The organism is Asaia sp. A2, from assembly GCF_057319415.1.
The window spans coordinates 1-21,710 of the sequence record NZ_JBXWTO010000021.1; the positions used below are offsets into that span (position 1 = coordinate 1).

The 21,710-nt window shown below is 57.3% G+C and carries 18 protein-coding genes and 3 pseudogenes; 14 read left to right on the plus strand and 7 right to left on the minus strand.

Annotated elements, in window-relative coordinates; translation table 11 throughout:
• From ACWNRM_RS13610 to ACWNRM_RS13620, 3 genes are all read left to right on the plus strand, one after another.
• Positions 1-1,223 (plus strand): Y-family DNA polymerase (locus tag ACWNRM_RS13610; RefSeq protein WP_485171277.1); only part of this gene is annotated, 1,223 nt, incomplete at its 5' end.
• Positions 1,223-1,480 (plus strand): hypothetical protein, encoded by a 258-nt coding sequence (locus ACWNRM_RS13615; protein WP_285533964.1) that lies wholly within the window; start codon positions 1,223-1,225, stop codon positions 1,478-1,480. The genes ACWNRM_RS13610 and ACWNRM_RS13615, both read left to right, overlap by 1 nt.
• Complete coding sequence (locus ACWNRM_RS13620) at positions 1,477-3,195, plus strand: PHP domain-containing protein (RefSeq protein WP_485171278.1); 1,719 nt, start codon at positions 1,477-1,479, stop codon at positions 3,193-3,195. Before ACWNRM_RS13615 ends, ACWNRM_RS13620 begins: the two co-directional genes overlap by 4 nt.
• A 405-nt stretch (positions 3,196-3,600) precedes the next feature.
• Here the strand turns inward: ACWNRM_RS13620 and repC are convergent, their stop codons facing one another.
• From repC to ACWNRM_RS13635, 3 genes are all read right to left on the minus strand, one after another.
• Positions 3,601-4,944 carry a replication initiation protein RepC gene (gene repC, locus ACWNRM_RS13625; protein ID WP_485171279.1) on the minus strand — a complete coding sequence of 448 codons (1,344 nt, stop codon included), beginning with the start codon at positions 4,942-4,944 and terminating at the stop codon, positions 3,601-3,603.
• 669 nt (positions 4,945-5,613) lie between these two features.
• On the minus strand, positions 5,614-6,036 hold the full coding sequence (locus ACWNRM_RS13630) for a PIN domain-containing protein (protein WP_485171280.1): 423 nt from the start codon (positions 6,034-6,036) through the stop codon (positions 5,614-5,616).
• Entirely contained in the window at positions 6,036-6,293 is a 258-nt protein-coding gene (locus ACWNRM_RS13635) for a FitA-like ribbon-helix-helix domain-containing protein (protein ID WP_485171281.1), read from the minus strand. The genes ACWNRM_RS13630 and ACWNRM_RS13635 overlap by 1 nt, the downstream gene beginning before the upstream one ends.
• 812 nt (positions 6,294-7,105) lie before the next feature.
• Here ACWNRM_RS13635 and ACWNRM_RS13640 point away from each other — a divergent pair.
• Complete coding sequence (locus ACWNRM_RS13640; RefSeq protein WP_485171282.1) at positions 7,106-7,435, plus strand: DDE-type integrase/transposase/recombinase; 330 nt, start codon at positions 7,106-7,108, stop codon at positions 7,433-7,435.
• Positions 7,436-7,448: 13 nt separating this feature from the next.
• On the opposite strand, the pseudogene ACWNRM_RS13645 reads toward ACWNRM_RS13640, so the two are convergent.
• The 3 genes and pseudogenes from ACWNRM_RS13645 to ACWNRM_RS13655 form a co-directional block, all read right to left on the minus strand.
• Positions 7,449-7,586 (minus strand): annotated as a pseudogene (locus ACWNRM_RS13645) (transposase); the annotation flags it as partial.
• Positions 7,587-7,955: 369 nt separating this feature from the next.
• Entirely contained in the window at positions 7,956-8,369 is a 414-nt protein-coding gene (locus ACWNRM_RS13650) for a hypothetical protein (protein WP_485171284.1), read from the minus strand.
• A gap of 2 nt (positions 8,370-8,371) precedes the next feature.
• Positions 8,372-8,623, minus strand: a complete 252-nt coding sequence (locus ACWNRM_RS13655; protein ID WP_485171285.1) for a type II toxin-antitoxin system prevent-host-death family antitoxin — start codon at positions 8,621-8,623, stop codon at positions 8,372-8,374.
• Positions 8,624-8,926: 303 nt separating this feature from the next.
• On the opposite strand from ACWNRM_RS13655, the gene ACWNRM_RS13660 reads away from it, so the two are divergent.
• The 7 genes and pseudogenes from ACWNRM_RS13660 to ACWNRM_RS13690 all read left to right on the plus strand — a co-directional run bounded on the left by ACWNRM_RS13660 (position 8,927) and on the right by ACWNRM_RS13690 (position 15,052).
• Positions 8,927-9,811: a hypothetical protein gene (locus tag ACWNRM_RS13660; protein ID WP_485171286.1), complete on the plus strand. Its 885-nt coding sequence runs from the start codon at positions 8,927-8,929 to the stop codon at positions 9,809-9,811.
• Between the two features lie 90 nt (positions 9,812-9,901).
• Positions 9,902-10,678 carry a hypothetical protein gene (locus ACWNRM_RS13665; protein ID WP_485171287.1) on the plus strand — a complete coding sequence of 259 codons (777 nt, stop codon included), beginning with the start codon at positions 9,902-9,904 and terminating at the stop codon, positions 10,676-10,678.
• Positions 10,679-11,154: 476 nt separating this feature from the next.
• Positions 11,155-11,400 carry a type II toxin-antitoxin system Phd/YefM family antitoxin gene (locus ACWNRM_RS13670; protein ID WP_485171288.1) on the plus strand — a complete coding sequence of 82 codons (246 nt, stop codon included), beginning with the start codon at positions 11,155-11,157 and terminating at the stop codon, positions 11,398-11,400.
• Positions 11,397-11,783 carry a type II toxin-antitoxin system VapC family toxin gene (locus ACWNRM_RS13675; RefSeq protein ID WP_485171289.1) on the plus strand — a complete coding sequence of 129 codons (387 nt, stop codon included), beginning with the start codon at positions 11,397-11,399 and terminating at the stop codon, positions 11,781-11,783. The genes ACWNRM_RS13670 and ACWNRM_RS13675 overlap by 4 nt, the downstream gene beginning before the upstream one ends.
• Before the next feature lie 77 nt (positions 11,784-11,860).
• Positions 11,861-12,460, plus strand: coding sequence for a CPBP family intramembrane glutamic endopeptidase (locus ACWNRM_RS13680; protein ID WP_485171290.1), 600 nt, complete (start codon positions 11,861-11,863; stop codon positions 12,458-12,460).
• Between the two features lie 40 nt (positions 12,461-12,500).
• Positions 12,501-14,202: pseudogene (locus ACWNRM_RS13685) on the plus strand (AAA family ATPase); the annotation flags it as partial.
• A 184-nt stretch (positions 14,203-14,386) separates the two neighbouring features.
• On the plus strand, positions 14,387-15,052 hold the full coding sequence (locus ACWNRM_RS13690; protein ID WP_485171293.1) for a DUF6118 family protein: 666 nt from the start codon (positions 14,387-14,389) through the stop codon (positions 15,050-15,052).
• 111 nt (positions 15,053-15,163) lie between these two features.
• On the opposite strand, the gene ACWNRM_RS13695 is transcribed toward ACWNRM_RS13690, so the two are convergent.
• Positions 15,164-16,465 carry a TolC family outer membrane protein gene (locus tag ACWNRM_RS13695; protein ID WP_285533947.1) on the minus strand — a complete coding sequence of 434 codons (1,302 nt, stop codon included), beginning with the start codon at positions 16,463-16,465 and terminating at the stop codon, positions 15,164-15,166.
• A 204-nt stretch (positions 16,466-16,669) separates the two neighbouring features.
• On the opposite strand from ACWNRM_RS13695, the gene ACWNRM_RS13700 reads away from it, so the two are divergent.
• From ACWNRM_RS13700 to ACWNRM_RS13710, 3 genes and pseudogenes are all read left to right on the plus strand, one after another.
• Positions 16,670-18,013 carry an HlyD family secretion protein gene (locus tag ACWNRM_RS13700; RefSeq protein WP_485171294.1) on the plus strand — a complete coding sequence of 448 codons (1,344 nt, stop codon included), beginning with the start codon at positions 16,670-16,672 and terminating at the stop codon, positions 18,011-18,013.
• Positions 18,013-20,127 (plus strand): peptidase domain-containing ABC transporter, encoded by a 2,115-nt coding sequence (locus ACWNRM_RS13705; protein WP_485171295.1) that lies wholly within the window; start codon positions 18,013-18,015, stop codon positions 20,125-20,127. The genes ACWNRM_RS13700 and ACWNRM_RS13705 overlap by 1 nt, the downstream gene beginning before the upstream one ends.
• 829 nt (positions 20,128-20,956) lie before the next feature.
• Positions 20,957-21,704: pseudogene (locus ACWNRM_RS13710) on the plus strand (transposase).
• Positions 21,705-21,710 lie beyond the last annotated feature (6 nt).

Sequence of the window (21,710 nt, forward strand, 5' to 3'; positions counted from 1 at the left end):
GCGGAACCCATCAGGGCCAGCAGTCCAAAACCGACTGCGCAAACAGGCCGGACAGAAGACTGCTCCTGATCAACGTCAGTGTGTCATTTTTCTCTTGCAACAAGGGAGCCATCCACAGAGGACACAACGCGTTTGCCTGCATCAGTGATAGTGCGGCCGCCTCGCGCGCAATTGCCCGTTCAGAACAGACAGCAATTATTGCACCTGGCGCGCATAAGGCAGCCCTGCGCGCCCTACCCTGCAAATCCCTACCGATCGACAAGGCTCTGGCACCGCGCCTTAAACGCCTCGGCCTGGAGACGATCGGGTCGTGCTTCGATCTGCCACGCGCGCCCCTGGCCAAGCGCTTCGGGAGCGCCTTTCTCGACTGCCTCGATCAGGCTGCCGGTCTTCGACCCATGCCCCTGTCATTCGTGCAAGAACGCAGCGGTGTGCAATGCGCCCGCTCCCTGTTCGAGCCGATCGGCACGGCAGAAGCGATCGCAACAGTGATCGAGGCCCCTGTGCCTGGAATCTGTGCGCAGCTCCTCGAGCGCGGGGAAGGCGCAAGGCTCGTCGATTTCCTCTGTACGCGTGTCGATAACACGATCCAGGCAGTGCGTGTGGGCACGTCCGACGCCACCTGCGATCCCGCCCGTCTGATCCGCCTGCTCTGCGACCAGATTCCGCAGATCGAGCCGGGGTTTGGCATCGAGGCAGTGCAGCTCGTCATCGTGCAGTCTGCGCCCATCCGCCAGCATGAGACCGCCCTGCCCGGTTATGGCGAGACGCACAGCACCTGGCCGGCAACGCTGCTCGATCGTCTGGCCAGTGCGCCGGGGCTAATCTCCCTCGCGCGGTTGCATTGCGTCGATGCCGCCTGGCCTGAAGAATCACGTCATCTCAGCCTGCACGGACCGGTCGAACGAGAATTCCCCTTGGAGATTGCTCCCCGCCCGGTCGTTCTGCTCGATCACGCCATCCCGATCGAGGTCACAGCCCTGCTCCCCGATGGAGCCCCACGTCAGTTCCGGCTCGGCCGTATGCTGCATCGCATCGTCTGTGCCGAGGGGCCGGAGCGGATCGCCGGCGCCTGGTGGCAGGATCCGGCCGCGTTCGGGATTGTGCGCGATTACTGGACGATCGAGACGGAGAAAGGACAGCGCCTGTGGCTCTATCGTCTGGGAGATGGTGTCCATGACTGGAGCGGTTCGGGCCAGTGGCATCTGCAGGGCCTGTTCTGATGATGCCGCCCACCGATCCCCTGCTGAACGCCCGTCCCGAAGAGCTTGCCGACGCCCTGCAGCATGGGTTGCGCTATGACGGCAGGCGGCGTGTCCATGACGCCGATGAATTCATGGCCCGACTGGTCGCCGAGCGCCTGGTCGCCCATCTGCTGCGCTGCGGCTTCGTGCTCATGCGCCGTCCCGCGCCGGGTGCGCCCGATAGCAGCCGGCACCCTCATCCGCATCGCCGGATCGAGGACAAGGACCGGTCATGACCCAGACCCCGATCGTCGAGCTGGGGACGCTCTCGGCCTTCTCCTTCCTGCAGGGCGCAAGTTTGCCTGAGGAACTGATCGGCCAGGCCGCGCATCTCGGCTTCGAGACGATCGGGCTTGCCGACTGGCATGGTATATCGGGTGTGGTCCGGGCGCATCGGGCAGCGAAAGAAGTCGGAATCCGGCTGATACCGGGAACACGCCTTACCCTGTCAGATGGCAGCGTACTGCTTGCCTATCCGATCGACCGCACCGGCTGGGGCTGGCTGTGCAAGCTGCTCACACTCGGCCATCACCGGGGAGAACGCGGGGTCTTCGCGCTCGACTGGTCGGATCTGAAACAGGCGGCCGACCATCTGGTTCTGATCCTGCAGCCCGGGATCGCGATCGAGACGACGCGCCGTCAGATCGAAGCACTCTGCGCGATCTCGCCCGATCGCAACAGGCGCTATCTCGGTCTCGTCTATCGGCGCGAGCCCTATGCCTGGCGCCGGCTGCATGGCTTGCAAGCGCTAGGGACGCAAATGGGGATCGCGACCGTCGTAACCGGCGATGTGCGGCTGCACGATCCGAAGCGTCATCTCCTGCTCGATGTGCTGACTGCCATTCACACGAACACCACTCTTGATGCGCTTGGCCCCGAGCGCATGGCCTGTCCGGATCTCGTCCTGCGCGGCCCAGACGAGCAACGCACTCTGTTCGCTGCCTTCCCTGAGGCCCTGACGAACCAGAGCCGCATCGCCGATCTGTGCCGCTTTTCGCTGGACGATCTGCGCTACCAGTATCCGAGTGAGGCGACGATCGAGGGGGAAAGCCCTCAGGAGACCCTCGCGCGTCTGGTGCAAAGCGCCCTGCCCCGACGCTATCCGGCGGCCACACCGGAGACGGTCCGTGAGCAGATCAGACATGAGCTCACCCTGATCGAGCGGCTGGGCTATGCGCCCTATTTCCTGACGGTAAATACGATCGTCCAGCACGCCCGCTCGCTGGGCATTGCCTGTCAGGGCCGTGGCTCGGCCGCCAATTCGGCGATCTGCTATGTGCTGCGGATCACCAGCATCGATCCTGTCCGCTCAGGCCTGCTTTTCGAACGGTTCGTCTCCGAGGATCGCAAGGAACCGCCCGATATCGATGTGGATTTCGAGAGCGATCGCCGTGAAGAGATCATTCAGTGGATCTACAACCATTACGGTCGGCATAGGGCCGCGCTCTGCGCAACGGTCCAGCGCTTTCAGCCCCAAGGTGCTTTACGTGAAGTCGGAAAGGTGCTTGGCCTGCCCGATGATGTGACCGGCCAGCTTTCGCGCCATATCGCGTCCTGTCTGGACGATCCGCAGATCTGCCGCGAGCGTCTGATCGAAGCCGGTCTCAATCCGAAGGACCGGCGTCTCGCGCTCACACTGCACATGGCGCGCCAGCTTCTCGGCTTTCCGCGTCAGCTGGGCACCCATCCGGGCGGCTTTGTGCTCACCCAGGATCGCCTCGACGGGCTCGTGCCCCTGCAGCCAGCCGCGATGGAAGGGCGGCAGATCATCACCCAAGACGAAAGACTACTCCTTACCCGTCCCGAAGGGGTTAAAGCGCACATCGGTTCAGCTTTGGAGATCGGTGAGAACCGCAATGAGATGATCCGTGGCCCAATCCGCAAACGGACGCGACGCCTCGCAAGAGCCCCATCCGAGACCGCGCCTGAAGACGACCAGACAGAAGACTGATTACATGATCAACGGATAATCGCGCGCCTCGTCGCTCGGCCGACGGCCTGCGCAAGCGCGGGACATTCTTCGCGTTTCAGTCCCTTGGGATGCCCGAACGCAGCTCGGATAGCGTCTATACCGAGACGCGTGAAATAGAACCGCGGCTCCTGCTCGATGCGGTGTGGGGTCGTCGCTAATCCACGCTCGATCATCGTCTGGAGTGCGGCCGGGACATAACGATTCTTCTTGCACGAGCCATACCAGCCCGGAAGAGGGAAACCCTCATCAAGCCTAACCGACCCAGGTGTTTCGCGCTGGAACCTCTGCCGCAGCCATACACATTCCCGTCTCGACAAAACCAGATCACTCATTTTTTGCCCTCGCAAACACGACGCAAATCACCACTCTTCCTCAGCTATCCGATCAGTGCCGCCTGCCGGGAATGGTAGCTGATCCCACATCAGAAGATCCCCTTGTCTTGACCAATATGCCTATGGCCAATTCCTCCCGGTTGCGAACATCGCGAAGCGCATAGAGGCTCCGGTCGAGAAACAGGGTGTTCAGGGCTCCCCGCTCCACAAGGGCCCTGAAATAGGCGTCACGGGCATGGATTACAGCCTGTCGCTCAAGGCGCGAGGCCATGATGATCACGGCAATCGCCGCCTGGAGCCGACCGAGAACGCCACATCCCTGCACCCAGGCGTGATACGAGACCCCGATCTGACCTGACAGATATTCGGCCGCGTCGATCAGCTGCTCCGCGCTGGGTGTTGCAGTAGGGCATATCTCGCGAAGGGCTGTGCAAATTCCGAGATAGAACTGAGCAGTTCCCTTGAATCCTCGAAGAGCGCTTTCACGACCGAGGCGAAGGTTTTCACCCGGATCATCCAAGGGCTCACGCCGCATTGCTTCAATGCGATTGCGGCTGCAAGCCGCTACGGAAACTACTTTTTTAAGAGATAGATTGTTTTTTGTATCTGTATAATGGGTCTCATTTTGCGCACCCATGGGTCTCAGATTGGGCGTCCCAGGCGCGGCGGATGTGCGGTTATCCACAGCCGTTTCCTGCTGTGCCTGGATGGCTTGAAGGGCCACGAGATGCGCCGCCATCTGTCCATGCAGCGCATGCAGTCTGGCCGGCTCATTCATCATCAGACGCAGACGCATAAGGCGACGTGCCTCTGCCATGATCATCGGCTGGTCGAGTGCGTCGGACAGCAGGCGCACCTGCTCGTTGAGCGAGGCGATTTCCTGACGCAGGAAGCTCAGTTCCTCGCGCCGGCGGGTCTCCGAGCGGCTGAGTGCGACGAGATCCACCCAGCGATGCCGTAGCGAGGCCAGATTGAACCCTGTCCGCTGGGACTCTGTCCCCTGCCACCTTTTCCCACGCTGTCCGTTACGTCCGTCCTGGGCCACCAGAAACCGGGCATCGGCAAGCTCACGAATATGACGTCGCAGCGTTGCGAGCGATACCCCGGTCCAGTTCAGAAGCGTCTCGTTATGCGCATAGACGAAAGGCGTCTCCATCGCCGTCCAGTCTTCCGCCCTGGTGTGCTCGATCATCACGATAAGCGTATTGGCGGCCGCCGCCGACACAGGCAGGGCGCCACGCAGCGATTTAAGCAGCCCGAGGACCTCGCGACGCGCCGGATAATCCGCGGGCTCCTGTGTCAGCTCGGCCTTGGCTTCCAGCATGGCCGCACTCAGCCGCCGCCGTCCGGGCCGATACGACCCGTCCTGCCCTGCAAAGGGAGGGGTGAACTCCATGGTTCAACATCCATCGAAAAGTGGTTGCGTGAACCGCTTCCCGGCTGGTCGTTCAGACAAATCTCTCCCGTTCGCAAAAAACCTCTTGCGTTTCGGGTGGGAGCATCGCTAGATGGGGGCCTTAATCAGCTTGGCCCTTTATCCAGATCTCCGATCTGTCATGAACCCTGGCTCTTCCGATCTGGTAAATCGGGGGAGGCGGGGTTTTTGGCGTCTGGGGGTCAGGTCATGGTGGTTCTTTTCCTCGACTCGCCAGACGGCCCAAAACGGTCCGGTGGCAGTAACCGACGAAATTGCGGCAGATCGTTTCGCCGAACAAGTCGGAAACGTGCAGGGAACGAAATTTTCCGTTCAACTCCGGGAACTTGGCTGCGCCAGGCGAGGGCATCGTTCAGTTCATACAGAGGTTTTTACGCACTGGTTGCGTGGGCTTTATGATCGGGCTGTGCATAACTCAATGCCTCACATGCTCGGTGCGCGCGGGGAAATCTTAATGAAGCGTCTCCAGCGATTTTGACCTCTTTGGAGATGTTCCTGACGTCACTGGCAAGCCTTTTGCGCTCCACATTGAAGCGTTCAAGGTAAGCGCGTATAGCCGCGCTTCCTCTCTCTATGCTGATGCCTCTGATACCAAGCCTGTTGATCCCAGGATATAACTCCCGGAGAATCTCATTCAGCGCCCCATGGGGAGATTACCAGGATAGGCAGGCCGGCGAAATGCCGGAGGTTCCCTGTGACAAGTGTGGCGTCGTATCGCACAGCTATGGCCGCGATCGCTGTGTCTCGAAAGTCGAGAGGTCTCCCGACGGCCTCACGCTCTGCGGCTATAGTCGCAGCAACATCAGCAGCACGGTCGTCGAGCTCAAGACCCGCACCGCCCAGGTCCTCTACGAGCATGGCAGAGAAAGATTCAATCAGGGCAGTCCGTCTCCGACCGGCCTCCATACGGGCAAGACCAAAACGAACCTCAAACACATTGACTGACGTTGTCCGAAGGGCTGCACTGCTCTGCCGATCGAGCCAACCCATCACGAAAGGATCCGGCTGTGCCTTCATCAAAGCGGATAAGATATTGGTGTCGAGTATGACCATCAGTCGAACGCCGCCGGTGTAGCAGCCGTCCCTCTCAGCTCCTCGATCCCCTCCCCCTCCCGAAATCCTGCTTGAGCGAAACGGGCAGCCATACGAGCGCCTCGCCCTGTCCCGGGCTCAATCCCAGCCTCTTCCGACGCGATTCTGCTCAGAATTTCGCGTACCTCGGCCTCCAGACCTCGACCGTGTCGAGCGGCTCTTTGCCGGATCGCAGCATGAACGCTGTCGTCCAGATTGCGGATAACGAACTGTGCCATGAGACCTCCTGATATCACGATATCATGGACCTCTATATCGTAATGGCTCCTCGCCTCACAAGCACAGTCTCAGCGTCACGACGCTTGTTGAAAAAGCAAAGACCACCTTCGATCCGAGTGCCTACGCGGGTGTCGCAACGCTCCTCTATGAGAGCGGCGCGCAGCTCAAACTGAAAGTTTGCATTTGTATATGGAGAGAGCAGAAACTTGCATCCACTTCGCATCTGATCTGCATCTGCTATCGATCCGAAACGCATCTATCACGCATCCGTCTTTGTCGGGTGATAGCGAGGGTGAAGACACTGAAGGGTCTACTATATGACGACGATCGCGATGACACCGCGCAGCGCCCTTCACGGCGCTCCCAAAGGGGGGATGTCACGTTGAGTGTGGAATGCTAAAAGCGGGCGATAAGCGCATCATCTGTGAGCTACAAACGACGTCGATTTCCGGGCGAGTTGATTGCGCATGCAGTGTAGCTGTATTTCTGCTTACCACAGGGCTTCCGTCTGATCGGGAAAATACTGCTCGGATGAGGCATTGTTGCCTCGTATGAGACGTTCGATCGGTGAAACTCAAAGTTCGCTGCGGCCTATTCCGGCTCCCGACAACACCAGAAGGCCCGACCTGGCGATATCTCGCATCTGAATGAGGTGCGAATCATGATTCATAGCCAGCCTTACTGGCTGTAGCGGATCGTGGATCAGGACGGATATGCTCTCGACAAGATCCTCCCGACACGACGGAATACCAAAGTCGCAATGCGCCTCCTCACCTGACTTTTGAAACGGCAGGAATTGCACCTAGACGGCATGATTACTGACAGGCGGAACGCCTACAGAGCAGCTGGACGCAAACTCGGTCTCTCGATCCGGCATCTCTCGCACAAGGGTCTGAACAATCGGGAAGAGAACAGCGATTTCCCGCTGCGAAGACGTGAGCGGGTCATGCAGCAGTTTCGCTTATCAGGCGGATGTCAGCGCTTCGTTTCTGCCTTCTCCGCCATTCGTAATCTCTTCGCCCCATCCGCCTCCAGCACCCACGCTCTTTCCCGACACATCGATCGTGTTCAGGCTTTTGCCCAATGGAACAACGCAACCGCTTTCAGCGTCTGTCTATTCCTCTCCGCAGGCTTCAGCTAACTTACTCCAGTTAGCGTATCCCATCGCAGTTCACGAAGATGATCCCGCTCAGCACGCGCCGATCGTCGACGCATGGCCTACCATGGCTCTTGAGGCAGATCGGTTGCAGACGCTTAATCTGTTCATTCGTCAGCCAATACAAGTTGCTTATCATCAGTCTCCTCGCAGAACCTGATTCAGATTTTCCCACCCGGATCAATGGGTCTTGAGCCTAGGAGCGTCGGTCTGCTCAGGCGGACTGATCAGTTGGTGAATCTCCGCCGAGAGATTGCCCTGCTGCCGAAGCAGGTTGATCATCACGACCTGGTTCTGTGTGTTCCGAGCGAGTGTATCGCGTGGATCGAAGCCGTTTTCTGCCATTGAAAGACCCACTGTCTTAATGGGGACCATTCTTGCCGAGAACGATGTGAGCGCAGACAGCCTCCGATTGAAAATCTCTATATACTTCGACTTAGTGCCTCATTGCTTTACCCCGGCCGGAAAAATTCTTGCAGGATCGAGGGACGTGAAACGACGCGTATCAAGGGTATCGTGCTACCGGACTAGCCTGTGGAAGCAGCCGTCGGAACTGCCCGAGGACTGTAGCCATAAATGCTTTGCTGAATTGCCCGGTCACCGAAGAGGGACGCAGGTAGTAAGAGCCTTTCAGCGGATCGAGATTATACTCGTCCAGCAGAAGCCACTGGCTGCGACTCTTATCGAGGGATGCGCGTGACTTCTCTGTAGCGGGGACTTCAATGGCTTTGCGTTCGGCCCCCGGCGCCTGCGTCGTTATCGGCAGGAGCAGCACATAATCCAAGCCATCCCGTCCAACAAACAAAACGGCCACAACGACTGGGCGATCCTTGCGCCCCTCGGTTTCCCCTCGGGCGTCCTGCCAGTGCCAGAGATAGGGATATTGTAGGACCACGCCTGGCTCGATCACGCCAGACATACTTATCCCTCATCCGGAGAGAGGAATGCGTCGATAGCAAGGGCGACGTCCCCTGCCAGTGCGTCAGGCATCTCCGCCGTTGCCCCGACGATGCGACGGTCAAGCTGCGCCTGGGTGAGTGCCTCATACTGCTCGACACTGAGAACCACCAGACGGGGCTTTCCACGTTGGCTGATGGCTGTCGGGCCCTGCAGTGCACTTGCGATGATATCTCCCGATTTCCGCGAGAGATCGCTGGTTGAGAAGGTGCGCATACCGAAAATCCCCGAGATTGATACGTACATCAATGCTGTATTTGACAACACATACAGCAAAGCCACTCGAACCGAAAGCGACTTCGATATGACGCTGCTACCGGTCAGAGCTGGATGTCTTCCTGAGCCCCGCAGGGGACGCACCCGCGAGGGTGCATTTGTGTATGGAGAAAGAAAAAACTTGCATCTACCTCGCGTCTATCTCGCATCTGATCTGCATCTGCTGCCGCGCCGATGCGCATCTACCTTGCATCTGTTTCCGTCGAGTGGTAGCCGAGACAGAGACACCGGAGGGCCTGCCATATGACGACGATCGCGATGACACCGCGCAGCGCCCTTCACGACGCTCTCAAAGGGTGTGAGCGCGGCGAATGGCAACACTCCGCGCTCTATCTTTGGATGGTCGAGAATTTCGAGATGATGGAGCGGTCGATCAGCGGCGGCCGTGTTCGCTGGGGACGCATTGCCGACGCCGCTCACGCTGATGGGTTGAGAGCCCGTCACGGCGGACCGGCTGCTGTGAACACGGTGAAGTCCACCTGGTATCGCGTCAGGAAAGCGGTTCGAGCTGCACTGGAAAAGCGGGAGGCAGAGGATGCGGCTAGGCAGTATCGTCGAGACGCGACGGCCGCTAAGCTTGCCCAGGAAACCGCAGATCGCGAGGCGGCTTCAGTCGCACGTGCGGGAGCAGAACGCGAGCTCGAGATCCGGCAGATTGCAGAGCGGGGCTTCCCTCCGACCCCGGCTGCGCCATCTAGCGCCCCTGTATCCGCAGCGGTTCCTACAATGCCGGTGCAGGTCAGCTTTGAGACGACGGCTCAGGACGATGCGCCGGGCGTCGTCATCGGGCAGATCAAGCGGCCGGTGAAGATGCTGGAAGCCGCGCCCCGCTATGGAGAGGATCGGTTCAAGCCCCTGCCGCCTTGCTATGTCGGACCGCGCCCTGCCGGGATGCCGGAGAATCTGCCACTGGAAGCTTTGACGCCACTGGATGCGACAGGGTTGACGTCCGACGGAGGAACGGATTTTGAACAAATTCCTGGACTGCCGCGCATGTCGTTTTTCGAACGGCAATCAGACTGGGCACGCGCCTGTGTGCCAATGATAGAGGCTGTCCCTCGCGAAAAGAGATCTCTTATGCTCAAAGGGATGTTGCTTCTGGTTAAGGGCTACGCGCGCAATTTCTAGCAGCTTGCCGTACAGACTGTCGGCGCTCACATTGTCCTGTGTCAGGCTCCTCGCACGATCGAAAGGTCGCTTTTCAAGGAGGAAGGTCACATGGCATCAGCAGAACCCTGCAAAAAGAAAACTCCCGTCGCTCTTGTTAAGACAGGGCGAGGCAATCTCGGAGGATCGACACTTCTATCAGCGATAGGTGAAATCGCCATATATAGAGGCACACCGCCACTTCTCGCTGACAGTGATGCCCGCAATCCGGGCATTTCCATCGCAAAGACGCTCTACGACAAGTACGGCGTACCACGGCCGACCTCGGAGGAAGCCGCGAAGCTGCGCGAATGGTTCGCTGATATCTTCGGCAGGGCAGCTTCTTCGGGGCAGTCCCTGGTTGTCGATGTCGGCGGTGGCGATCGCACGCTCGAGACCTGGGCGAAGGACGAGAACATCATCAAGCTTGCCGAGGGCCTGGGCGTCTCCATCACCGGCGCCTTCATGATTGGGCCGCAACAGAGCGATACCGCCTATCTGGAGCGGCTCTGGGCCAGTGCGCTTTTTCGTCCAAGCCGCGCCGTGTTCGTATTCAACGAATGGACCGTTCCTACTGGGCATGACCCCAACCGCATCTATGGTGAAGTCCTCAGCAGATTAAACAGGCTGAACTTCGAAGGGTGCGAAACCGCTATTCTGCGCGTTCCTAAACTGAGCTGCCTCCCTCTCGTGCTTGAGAACGGTCTGACCTTTCACGATGCGGCGGCGGGCAAATCTCGTCCAGACGGCACGCCCCTTGATCCGTTCCGCCGGGCGATGATTCAGAACTGGCTCGACACACTCAAAGAGAGGATCAGCGAGGCCGGCATCGGGGACTGGCTTCCATAAGCGGTAGCGAGCTGCGACCTTCACAGCTTGTCGAAGGCCTGCATCGCACAGGCTTCGAACTAGCAGAAACCGCGCGGCTGGAAGGACTGGATTAATTCAGCCCTTTCGGACGCATGATCGTCGTCATGCGTAATTCACTCGATACTTATGCCGCGCTATCCCAGCTCGCTCTGGAGCAGGTGGCTGGAATGGACCAATTATCGCCCATTTCCGATCCGTTAAATCGCCTCGAGCCATACCTGTTCCCCCAGCGCCTTATCCCGCAGGTACGAAGTGGGTCAAATCTTAAGCAGACCCTAGACGCCCCTCCTCAACGCGACCTGTTTTGAATAATATTTTCGATACAATCTTCTGACTCGCTGAAACGATAGATAACCCATTCGGTTATCTGTTTTTGCTCCTAGGAATTGTGGAACTTCTAGTTGAATAGGAATATTTTATGGACTAAGTCATATGGACCAGATCAGGGAAAAACCATGCGAACGGTTAACATTCATGAAGCCAAGACACATCTGTCAAAGCTGATCGAAGATGCCCAGAAGGGCGAGAGCTTCATTATTGCCAAATCCGGCAAGCCGATCGCGCGGGTGAGTCCGATTTCTGCTCCTGAAGGCACTGCGAAGAAACGTCTGGGGTTCATGGCGGGCCAGATCCAGATACCCGATGATTTTGACAAGATGGGTCAGGACAGCATCACCACGCTCTTCGATGGTCCGGCATGAAGCTTCTGCTCGATACCCATCTCCTGCTTTGGGCCGCAGGTGCCCCGGACAGACTTTCTACAGAAGCCCGGTCCCTTCTGTCTGATCCAGATCATATTCTGGTTTTCAGTGCTGCCAGTCTGTGGGAGATCACCATCAAGGCCGGGCTGGGACGCTCTGATTTCAAGGTCGATCCCCATCTGCTTCGACGTGGTCTGATTGAGAACGACTACGAGGAACTGCCGATTACGAGCCGCCATGCGGTGGCCGTGTCAGGCCTGCCCGAAATCCACCGCGATCCGTTTGACCGTATTCTGGTCGCACAGGCCCTTGTGGAGGGTCTGACGCTCCTGACCCACGATCCTCTCGTGCAAGCCTATCCAGGGCCCGTGAAGGCGGTCTGAGAGGGTGTCTGGCTTGCGGGTGTCTCCCGGTCATGCGTGGGGAGTATCTTATCTCTGCTTCGAATGGGGTGGGTAACATGGCGCGAAATGCTGAAAGACCGAGCGAGATCCAGCCCTTTTCCCTGCGCGCCGCGATCCTTTCGACGCTGGTGTTTGGGGGGCTTGGCTGGACCGGCATCGTATTCCTTCAAGAACGCGATTTCCTGCCCGCTCTGATGGGGTCTCCGCCGGGAGGCAGTCAGATTGTCCCAATCCTCGTCGGGCTGCTCTATGGCGGCGTTTTCGGCGTGCTGGCGTGGCTCCTGGCAAGGCAACCGTTCATGATGGGCGTCACCAGGCGCTATGTCGCTCTGACTTCGGCGATCAGGGGATGGCCTGCAATCATCGTGGTCTCGCTGTTTGCCGGGGTTGGGGAGGAAGTGCTGTTCCGGGGTGCCCTGCAATACTGGCTCGGCGTGATCGGTACCGCGTTCCTGTTCGTTCTGGTTCATGGCTATTTCAGCCTCACGGAGTGGCGGCTTAGCCTGTATGGGCTGTTCCTCTTTCTCGGCATGATCCCTCTGGGACTGGCTGCGTCCCACTGGGGATTGATCGGGCCGATCGTGGCCCATGCCGTCACCGATGTGGTTCTGTTCAACGCGTTCGCTGCCATGAGGCAGACAGATACGGATCGTTAGTTACCCGTTATCTGACGTCAGGCATCTGGTGACGACCTGGCTGATGGGTGTGGCCCGTTCCGTGTGGGAGGCGGCCGGGTATCGTGTGCGGGGGGCGGCGCTCTCGGGCATTGCGGCGGAAGGGCTGGAAGCCGGATCGGGGATCGAGAGCCGGACGCCGGCCTCGCTGGAGCGGGCTTGGGCGGGGGGTTTCGATCTGCTTGTGCGTGGTGATGTGCTGGTGGTCGATGAGGCCGGGATGGTGGGGTCGCGTCAGATGGCGCGTGTTTTATCTGCCGTACATGATGCGGGGGCCAAGCTGGTTCTGGTGGGGGATCCCGAGCAGTTGCAGGCGATCGAGGCCGGGGCAGCGTTCCGGGCTGTGGCCGAGCGTGTGGGATCGGTCGAGATCACGACTGTGCACCGGCAGGACGTAGCCTGGCAGCAGGAGGCGACGAAGGAGCTCGCTACGGGGCGCACGGGTGCTGCGCTGGACCGCTATGAGGCGGCGGGGATGGTGCGGGGGCATGAGACGCTGGAGGCGGCGCGTGCGTCTGTTGTGGCGGCCTGGCAGGCAGGCAGGGCGGGCAGGAGGCGGGGCTTCAGGGCATCGTCAGATCATGCTGGCGCATCGGCGGGTGGATGTGCGGGCTCTGAACGAAGCGGCGCGGTCGCTGCGTCTGGAAGAAGGGGAGCTGGATCACGAGCGAGCACTGTCCGTGATGACGGCGCAGGGTGAGCGCGTGTTTGCGCCGGGGGATCGGGTGTATTTCCTGCGCAATGATCGTGGGCTTGGGGTGAAGAACGGCACGCTGGGGACGATCTGCGGTCTGTCGGGTGATGATGAGGTCGGGGTTGTGGTCTCTGTCCGGCTGGACGGGGCGCATGCGGGTGATGAGGGGCGTGCCGTGTCCGTGTCACTGCGGGAGTATGACGCGCTGGATCATGGTTATGCGGCGACCATTCACAAGGCGCAGGGCGTGACGGTGGATCGGGCGCATGTGCTGGCGACGGGCAGCATGGACCGGCATAGCGCCTATGTGGCGCTGTCGCGTCATCGCGAGGCCGTATCTGTGCACTGGGCGCGTGACGATGTCGGGGATCGGGACGGGCTGGTGCGGCGTCTGTCGCGCGAGAGGCTTAAGGATACTACGCTGGATTACCCTCAGGAGCCGGATGGTGGTCGAGAGAGTTCGGAGGGACCAGCGCGGGCCTATGCGCGCAGGCGTGGCTTGGGCGTGCCGGAAAGCCGGATCGTGCTGCCAGAGGTGGGGGAGGATCCGTTTGCGGGGCTGGATCTGGGTGTTTCTGCTAAGGGGCAGGATGATGCTTTTGCCTCGTTGCGCCTCAATCCCGATCGTCGGCTGCCTGTGGCGGCTCCCGATCCTCAGGAACTGCTTGAGCGGGCTGTTGCCCGGTATGCGCAGGCCTTTCTGGCTGTGGGGCGCATGCATGAGGCGCGGCTCCCTGTCCTGACGCATCAGGAGCAGTCGCTTGATAGAGCGACAAAGGCTCTGGAGCGTGTGCGTCCGGGGGCCATTGACGATCTGCTCATGGCCCTGCGGCATGAGGTCGATGTCCGTACCGCGCTTCTGACCCTGGAGAGGGCGGAGCGTGGTGCGGTTCTGACGCGGGCGATCCTGCAGGAGGCCAGGATACGGCGGTCTCCCGGATTGCGGGCGCAGCGTTTTATACGGGTCTGGGAGGGGCTTGAGACCGCTCAGGCGCGGGATGAAGCGCGGGTCCAGCTTGGGAGGGATGCAGAGATGCGCTCGCTGTTGCGGCGCAAGGGGGCGTCATTCGGGGTGACGCCGGGCTCGGTGCTGGATCTGTCGATCCGGGCGTTCGATGTGCCGAAGAAACGTGCGCCGCGTCTGGGGCATGAGCGCAGGCCCGAGGCAGAGCCCGAACAGGAACGTGGCACAGGCTGGAGCAGAGGGCGGTAGAATGAGCGGTAATGCAGCACAAGCATTCGATGATCTGCGGGCCGAGGTCTCGGTATTGCGCAAATCGGTGGAGCGTCTGCCCGAGGACTGGCGCGATGCCATGCCGCCGGATACGAGCCTGGATCTGGGGCAGGTCAAGCGTGCGATCGGCGTGATCGAGCAGCGTCTTGAGGAGATCGAGGGGCGTTCGGTGTTGCGGATGTCTCCGGCTGAGTTCCGGGTCGGGATCGAGCGGGTTGTTAGCGAGCGTTTGACAGGGGCTCTGGCCGGGATCGGCGTGGTTGAGAAGTCTCTGGCGGAGGAGAGTGCGACTCTGCGTTCTGCCCTGCCTCAGCTGCGTGATTCGGTGCGGCAGAAAAGGCTGCTTGGGATACTGTTTGGTGTGGGGCTTCTGGTCGGGGTTGTGGCCCCTGTTGCGTTGCTGGCCTGCATGCCCGTCTGGGTGCGTCAGGATCTGGCCATGCACTCATTGCCCGGCACAGGAACCTATGTGGGGGCAGGGATCATGGAGCGGGCTGATCCAACCTTCTGGCAGGACATGCTGAATCGGTACAACTTCGTTGACCGCCACAGGAGCGAAATCGATCTGTGCAAGCTGGTCTTAACGCAAGAGAAGGAAAGTGAACATTACGGCAGCTTTATCTACAAAAAGAGCGAAAGCTATTAAGTATTGCTTTTGTTTATTTACAAATAATTAACTAGATTTATAATTAAATTAATATTAACATATGGGTTAAACATTCGTATATTGTAATAAACAATTAAGTATAACAATCACTCATTTAGTGCCAAATAATTTCTCTTTTACTTGTTTGAGGTGAGCTGTTGGATCGTAAGGCGTGACATCAAGCCGAAGATCCTTAGCCGTGAGACGTCCGATGGCAGCCGCGAGAGCGTAGGAATCGATAACAGTATTGGCAACATTTTGGAGCTGCGTCTTTTGCTGCTGAAAAAGAAGTTGCTGTTGCTGAAGAACCTCAAAGGTTGTCCGGACACCTAGCAATTCCTGTTGCTGGATCGAACGTAATGCATCTTCCCCCAGGGAAACGGCCTGTTTGTTGCGGGTTAGCTGATCACGATCGGATCTGAGCCTTTGCCACGCACTCATGACCGTTTGGATCGCAATCCGTTGCTGGTTTTCTAGCTCATGTCGGGCTGCATCGACCGCACGCCGCGCTGCTCGGATCTGGGCGTATTCTCCCCCGCCTTGATAAAGAGGAACACTAGCCTGCACGGTCACTGATTCGGCATTTTGCGTGAACTTGGCTGCGTTCTGGTTCACTTGTCGCGCGTAAGCGGCTTGTGCAGAAATCTGCGGAAGCAGACCCGCGATCGCAATTTTGACTGCGTTCTGGCTCGCAGCGAGTGCGAATTTTGCTGCATTGAGTTGGGGGGCATTTTCGAGAGCGGCTTGTTGTGCATCGTTTGTCGATTGAAGCAAAACTGCAACGGGCGATGGAACCAGCAGGCGGTCGGGGGCAGGCCTGCCGATCATGCGCTCAAAAGCTGCTTCTGCCACGTTGACATCGCTTTCGGCTAGGCGTGTCGCTGCCCTGGCCGCTTCATATTGTGACTTTGCTTGAAGAACATCGGTCTGCGTAGCTTGGTTCAGGGCGAGCTGGTGTGTCGTCAATTGAACCTGACCTTCAAGTGTCTTTTCGTTCCTTACAGTTAGGACAAGAACCTTGCGGGCCTGAACCAGAGATACATATGCCGAAACGACGTTCTGAAAGACCTGCTGTTCCGTCTGTATCAGGTTTGCCCGTTCCTGAAGGACTGTATTCATGGCCTGTCGGGTGGAAGCTATCGTTTTCCCGCCCATGAATAAAGGCTGGGTAATAGTGACGCCGGCACCATATCCAGGCGCGGCAAAACGCTGATCGTAGCGGAAAGAGCCGCCATAGGGATAAGTCACATAGTTGGATTGGCTGTAATTGGCAGCCGCGTTTCCCGAGATCGTAGGACGCCAGCCAGAAAGAGCTTTTGGGACGGCCTCATCCGTTTGCTCGAGAACAGATCGTTCTCTAAGAATTTGGGGATTGGAGCGATAGGCGAGCGCGAGGGCTTCGGTGAGTGTCATGGTTCCCGGCCTGTCAGCATAAGCCGGGTTCGTAACGAGTGTCAGCGTTATGAATAAAATCAAGCCTTGATGATGGATTTTTCTGAAAATTGTCTGTCATCCCACGATGTCTTATTTCTTGATTGTTGTCTGAAACCTCCTAATCTATCAATCTAGTATCGATAGATTGTTTTCTGATTTTTCGGTTGAGCCTGTGAGGGAATTGTGTCTGAGGAAGCATCTCGCCCACTGTTCCGGGCGGAAGCGCTCAAATGGCGTCAGGAAGCCTGGATTGGTTCTGTTCAGATCATTGAGCCGCTTTCCGGGCGGATTGCGTCTCTTTGTACCGTTTTTTTGGTCGTTGTCCTTTGTGTTTATGTTGTTTTTGGCAGCTATACGCGCCGCATCCACGCTAATGGTCTGATGCTTCCGCCAGAAGGTCTTGTTATCGCGGAGGCTGATCAGAATGGGGTTGTCTCCCAAGTTGCGGTAAAGGAAGGCGCTCACATAAAGGCCTCAGATCGACTGTTTTCCTTGGACGTATCCAGCTGGTCGGAGGATGGGGCGACAGGACAGAAATCTCTCGAAAGTCTGTTGTCCGAGCAGACCCTGCTGACAAGGCGGCGGATGCTTCTGACACAGGATTCCCCACTCGAATTGGCTTCCTACAAAGAAGAACTGATAGCGTTACAAAAACAGCAGTCCATGTTGAACGATCAGATTAGCCGGGATAATGCTTCCTTGCCGCTGATCGAGCGGGCAATGAATGAGATGCGAACGGCGATCGGAACGCATCTGGTGACAGAAAGCCAGTTCCAAAGTCAGCTCTATACCTATGTTCAGTTCATGAACACGCATTCGCAGACCTTGCGGACATTGGTGGAGACTGGCGGCCAGATGACAAATCTACGCTACAAAATCGACCGGCATTCTTACAAGACGAGTGAGGACCTCAATGATATTGATGTCCGGTTGGCGGATCTGGGCCGCCAAATTGCGCAAGCGCATGGACAGGCAGAAACGGTAATCGATGCGCGTGTTAGTGGCACCGTGGACGGTGTCCGTGTGTCGGTGGGTCAAAGGGTTTCGGTTGGGCAGCCTCTGGCCAGTCTGCTTCCGGACAATGGAGAGCTTCTGGCCGAGTTGTATGTCAATAGCCGAGCTATCGGCTTCGTGAGGCCGGGGCAGCGGGTTTTGCTGAAATACGCGGCTTATCCTTATCAACGGTTCGGATTGCATGAAGGCACCGTTGTTGAGGTTACGAAAGCGCCACTCCCGGAACGGATTGGCAACGTACCGAAAGACGAACGGACTTCCGAAACGGCAGCTTCTACGACTTCGGCATCGCCACAGGGTGATATCTACCGGATCCGGGTCCGCCCCGATCAGGATTACATCGTGGCATATGGGAAACAGGAGCGTCTGACACCCGGTATGGCTGTAGAGGCAGATATCGCCATTGATAAGAGGCGACTATATCAGTGGCTACTAGATCCTGTTTTGTCAGTATCTGCGACACTGCGGTCGGTTTCGACTTCTGATTTAATGTCTCGAAAAGGGACATTGTGATGCTCAAGGTGATCCAGACGGGCTTCCGGCGCAAGGTGCCGGTTATTCTCCAGACCGAGACAGCAGAATGCGGCCTGGCCTGTCTTGCCATGATCCTGTGCTATCAGGGGCATTTGATTGATCTTGCAACTATCCGTCGTAAGGCCGCCGTTTCGGGATCAGGCCTCAATCTACGTACTTTGATTAAAATTTCGGATCGCTTTGGCCTGAATGCCCGTCCGGTCAAGCTTGATCTTTCAGCGCTTGGAAAACTCTCCCTCCCTTGTGTCCTGCATTGGGACTTCAACCATTTCGTTGTTCTGGTGTCATTGAGGGATAATGAAGCCCTGATCAACGATCCGGCACGAGGTGCACGGACGCTATCGATCGAAGAAGTGTCTCGACACTTCACGGGTGTTGCCTTGGAGCTAACGCCCGCAGCAAAATTTGAAAAACGCGACGATCGCCGGTTCCTGAAAATCGGAGATATGTTCCAGAATATCTCCGGGCTTAAGGGAGCGCTTCTTGCGCTCGGCGGACTATCGCTTGGACTGGAGGTGATTGCACTCGTTAATCCCATGCTCTCACAGGTGATTATTGATGAAGTGCTGACAACGGGTGATCGCTCGCTTCTCTGGACGGTTGCTGCGGGGTTGGCGATCCTCATTACTGTGCAGGTTGTCATCGCGTCTTTTCGCTCCTGGATGGTGATGTTGCTATCCACCCGAATTTCGGTGCAGTGGAATGTCAGCCTATTTACTCATCTGATGGGACTACCGCAGGATTTCTTCTCCAAGCGCGGTGCCGGCGACATCCTGTCGCGCTTCGGAAGTCTTGGGACGATCCAGCAGACATTCACTACCGATCTTGTTCAGAGCATCATGGACGGGATCATGGCAGTCGGCATGTTCGTTATGATCGTGATCTACGGCAAATGGCTCGCGGCGATCGTCGTGGTATCGTCGGTGCTGGATCTGATAATCCGTCTTATTCTGTTTGGACCCTATCGGGAAATATCGGAAGAGGCACTGGTTCATGGAGCAGCCCAGCAAGGACATTTTCTCGAGACGCTTCGCGGGATGCGCACGATCAAACTGCTATCGTTAGAGAACCGCCGGAAAATTGCTTGGGGGAACAAGCTGGTCGATAGCATTAATGCAGGTCTGAAGATCCAGAGATACGACTTGATTTTCGCGCGTGCTCAGGAGGCGCTGTTCGGTATCGACCGTGTGCTTATGTTGGTTCTGGGGGCACGAATGGTGCTTTCGGCGGAGATGTCGGTCGGAATGCTGGTGGCGTTCCTGAGTTATCGTGACCAATTTTCCAGCCGTTTCGGCAGTCTGGTAACTGCTGGATTCAAGATTAGAAATCTGCGCGTACAGTGTGACCGACTGTCGGATATTGCGTTGGCCGACGCCGAGGTGTCGGAGGGTGACAGGGGTTCTAAGCTTGCTGCTTTTCCTGCCTTTGAAACTGAGACTGACGGAGCAGTCCTCGAGTGTCGGAACGTAGGCTACCGGTATGGCAAGGAAGACAACTGGGTTTTTAGAAATGTAAATTTGCAAGTTCCAGCAGGAAAAAGTCTCGCAATCACGGGGCCGTCGGGCTGTGGAAAGTCGACATTGTTGGCGATCCTGATGGGGCTGGTTCAGCCGGAAGAAGGACAGATTCTGTGGAACGGCGTAGAGCTGGGGCCGTCTAACCGCGAAGCATATCGATCTCAAATCGCGGGAGTGCTTCAGGACGATATTCTTCTGTCAGGCAGTATTGCGGAAAATATTGCTGGTTTTGATGAGGCAACGGACTTAGCCCGGGTTGTAGAGTGCGCGAGAGATGCTCAGATCCTGGCGGATATCCAGCGCATGCCGATGGGGTTCGAGACGCTGATTAGCGAGATGGGGCATACCTTGTCGGGAGGGCAGCGTCAGCGTGTAATCCTAGCTCGGGCACTTTATCGTACGCCCCGTATTCTGTTTCTGGATGAAGCAACCAGTAATCTTGATTCTACATCAGAGCAGGCAGTAGAAAACGTGCTCGATACGCTAACAATGGCACGAGTAATTGTTACACATAGGAATGAAACAGCTAGTAGAGCTAACACGAACTTTTCAATGCAAAGTAACTGTTTTAAATGAGAAATAGTGGAAGCAGGCCCGGATTCCGATCCTCTCAGCGCCTGCGTTTACCATTCCCGACTTGACGGGAAACTCCCCTGAAACCCATTACCAAAAAAAATCAAATGAAAAAAAATAGCATCAGGAAAAAAATTGACGATATAAAGAAAAAATCGCTTACAGATCGATGGTTTTTTTCGTATTTTCCCCTGTTCTTTAAATAAGAATAGATAATTATCCATGAAGCTAAAATTACTGCAAGAGAAACAGCAGTGTATGATGGTGGATATGGAGAAATTTTCGTTTTGCTGTATGCATATTCCAAAATGCTACATAAAGACCCTAAAAAATATATTAGCACCCCACTAAAAATTGCTTGAATTTCAAGGCGAATCATATCTTTTCTTCCGTATCAGAAACTATGTTTGCGCATGGCCAAACCTTGCGCAAACATAAGCGTTACTATTGGGCCATCTGCCTTAGCCATGAGGCTCCAGCTACGAGAGCTGCACCGCCTACGGCAAATCCAGCAGCGGCCCCTGCGCCAATAGCTGACCCGGCAATAAACGGTGCTGCTGCGACAGCCGCGGCACCAGCGATACCATATAAAGCAGCTTCCCCCGCATATCCCCAGTTCATTCAGCCTAAAACAGGATCAAAGTCATTGTCACTAATATTCTGAATATCGTTTATGATGAATACCTTTCGTCATTTGATTGCAAAAAATATATTCTGCAATTTCTAGAATTCAATAGTTAATTTTCTGAAATGTCTCGAAGTTTTTTGGCAATCTCGTAGCTACGTTCAGAGCCTGTTTGGAAAGTTGGAGCGGATGTGATTCAAGCTCTGGATGTGGATACCAGAGCAGAGGGCCCGAATGGCCGGGATTGCCCGCAAGACGAAGCGCTATCCGTCGGACATGACGGACGAGGAATGGGCGCGGATCGCGCCGCTGATGCCCGAACCGGGACGCATGGGCCGTCCACGTGAGATCGAATTTCGTGAGGTGATTAACGCGGTGCGCTACCTGGTCCGCTCGGGCTGCGGCTGGCGGATGTTGCCGAGCCATTTCGGCCACTGGCGCACGGTCTATGGCTGGTTTCGAGAGCTGGCCCGGCGGTTTTTGTTTCAGACTATTCATGACGTCGAACTGATGCTCGATCGGGAGCGGTCAGCTCGCGAGACGAGCCCGACCGCCGGCGTGATCGACAGCCAGAGCATCAAGGCACCGCATGCGCAAACAAGAGGTTATGACCCCGGCCGACATCTCCGACAGCGCGGGCGCGCAGATGATCCTGGACGCGATCCGCAAGCGCTGGCCCTGGGTGAAGCACCTGTTCGCCGACGGGGCTTACGACCGGCTCCAGTTGATGGACAAGGCGGCCTATCTGGACTTCGTCGTCGAAGTCATTCGACGCCGGGACGGAGCGAGGGGCTTCGAGATTCTACCCTGTCGATGGGTCGTGGAGCGGACCTTTGGCTTGATGACCCGCTGGCGACGTCTCGTGCGTGACTATGAGCGTCGTATCGACGTCTCACAAGCCATGATCCTCGTCGCCATGGGTGCCAATCTCACCCGCAGAAATGCCCATCCGTGAGTTTCC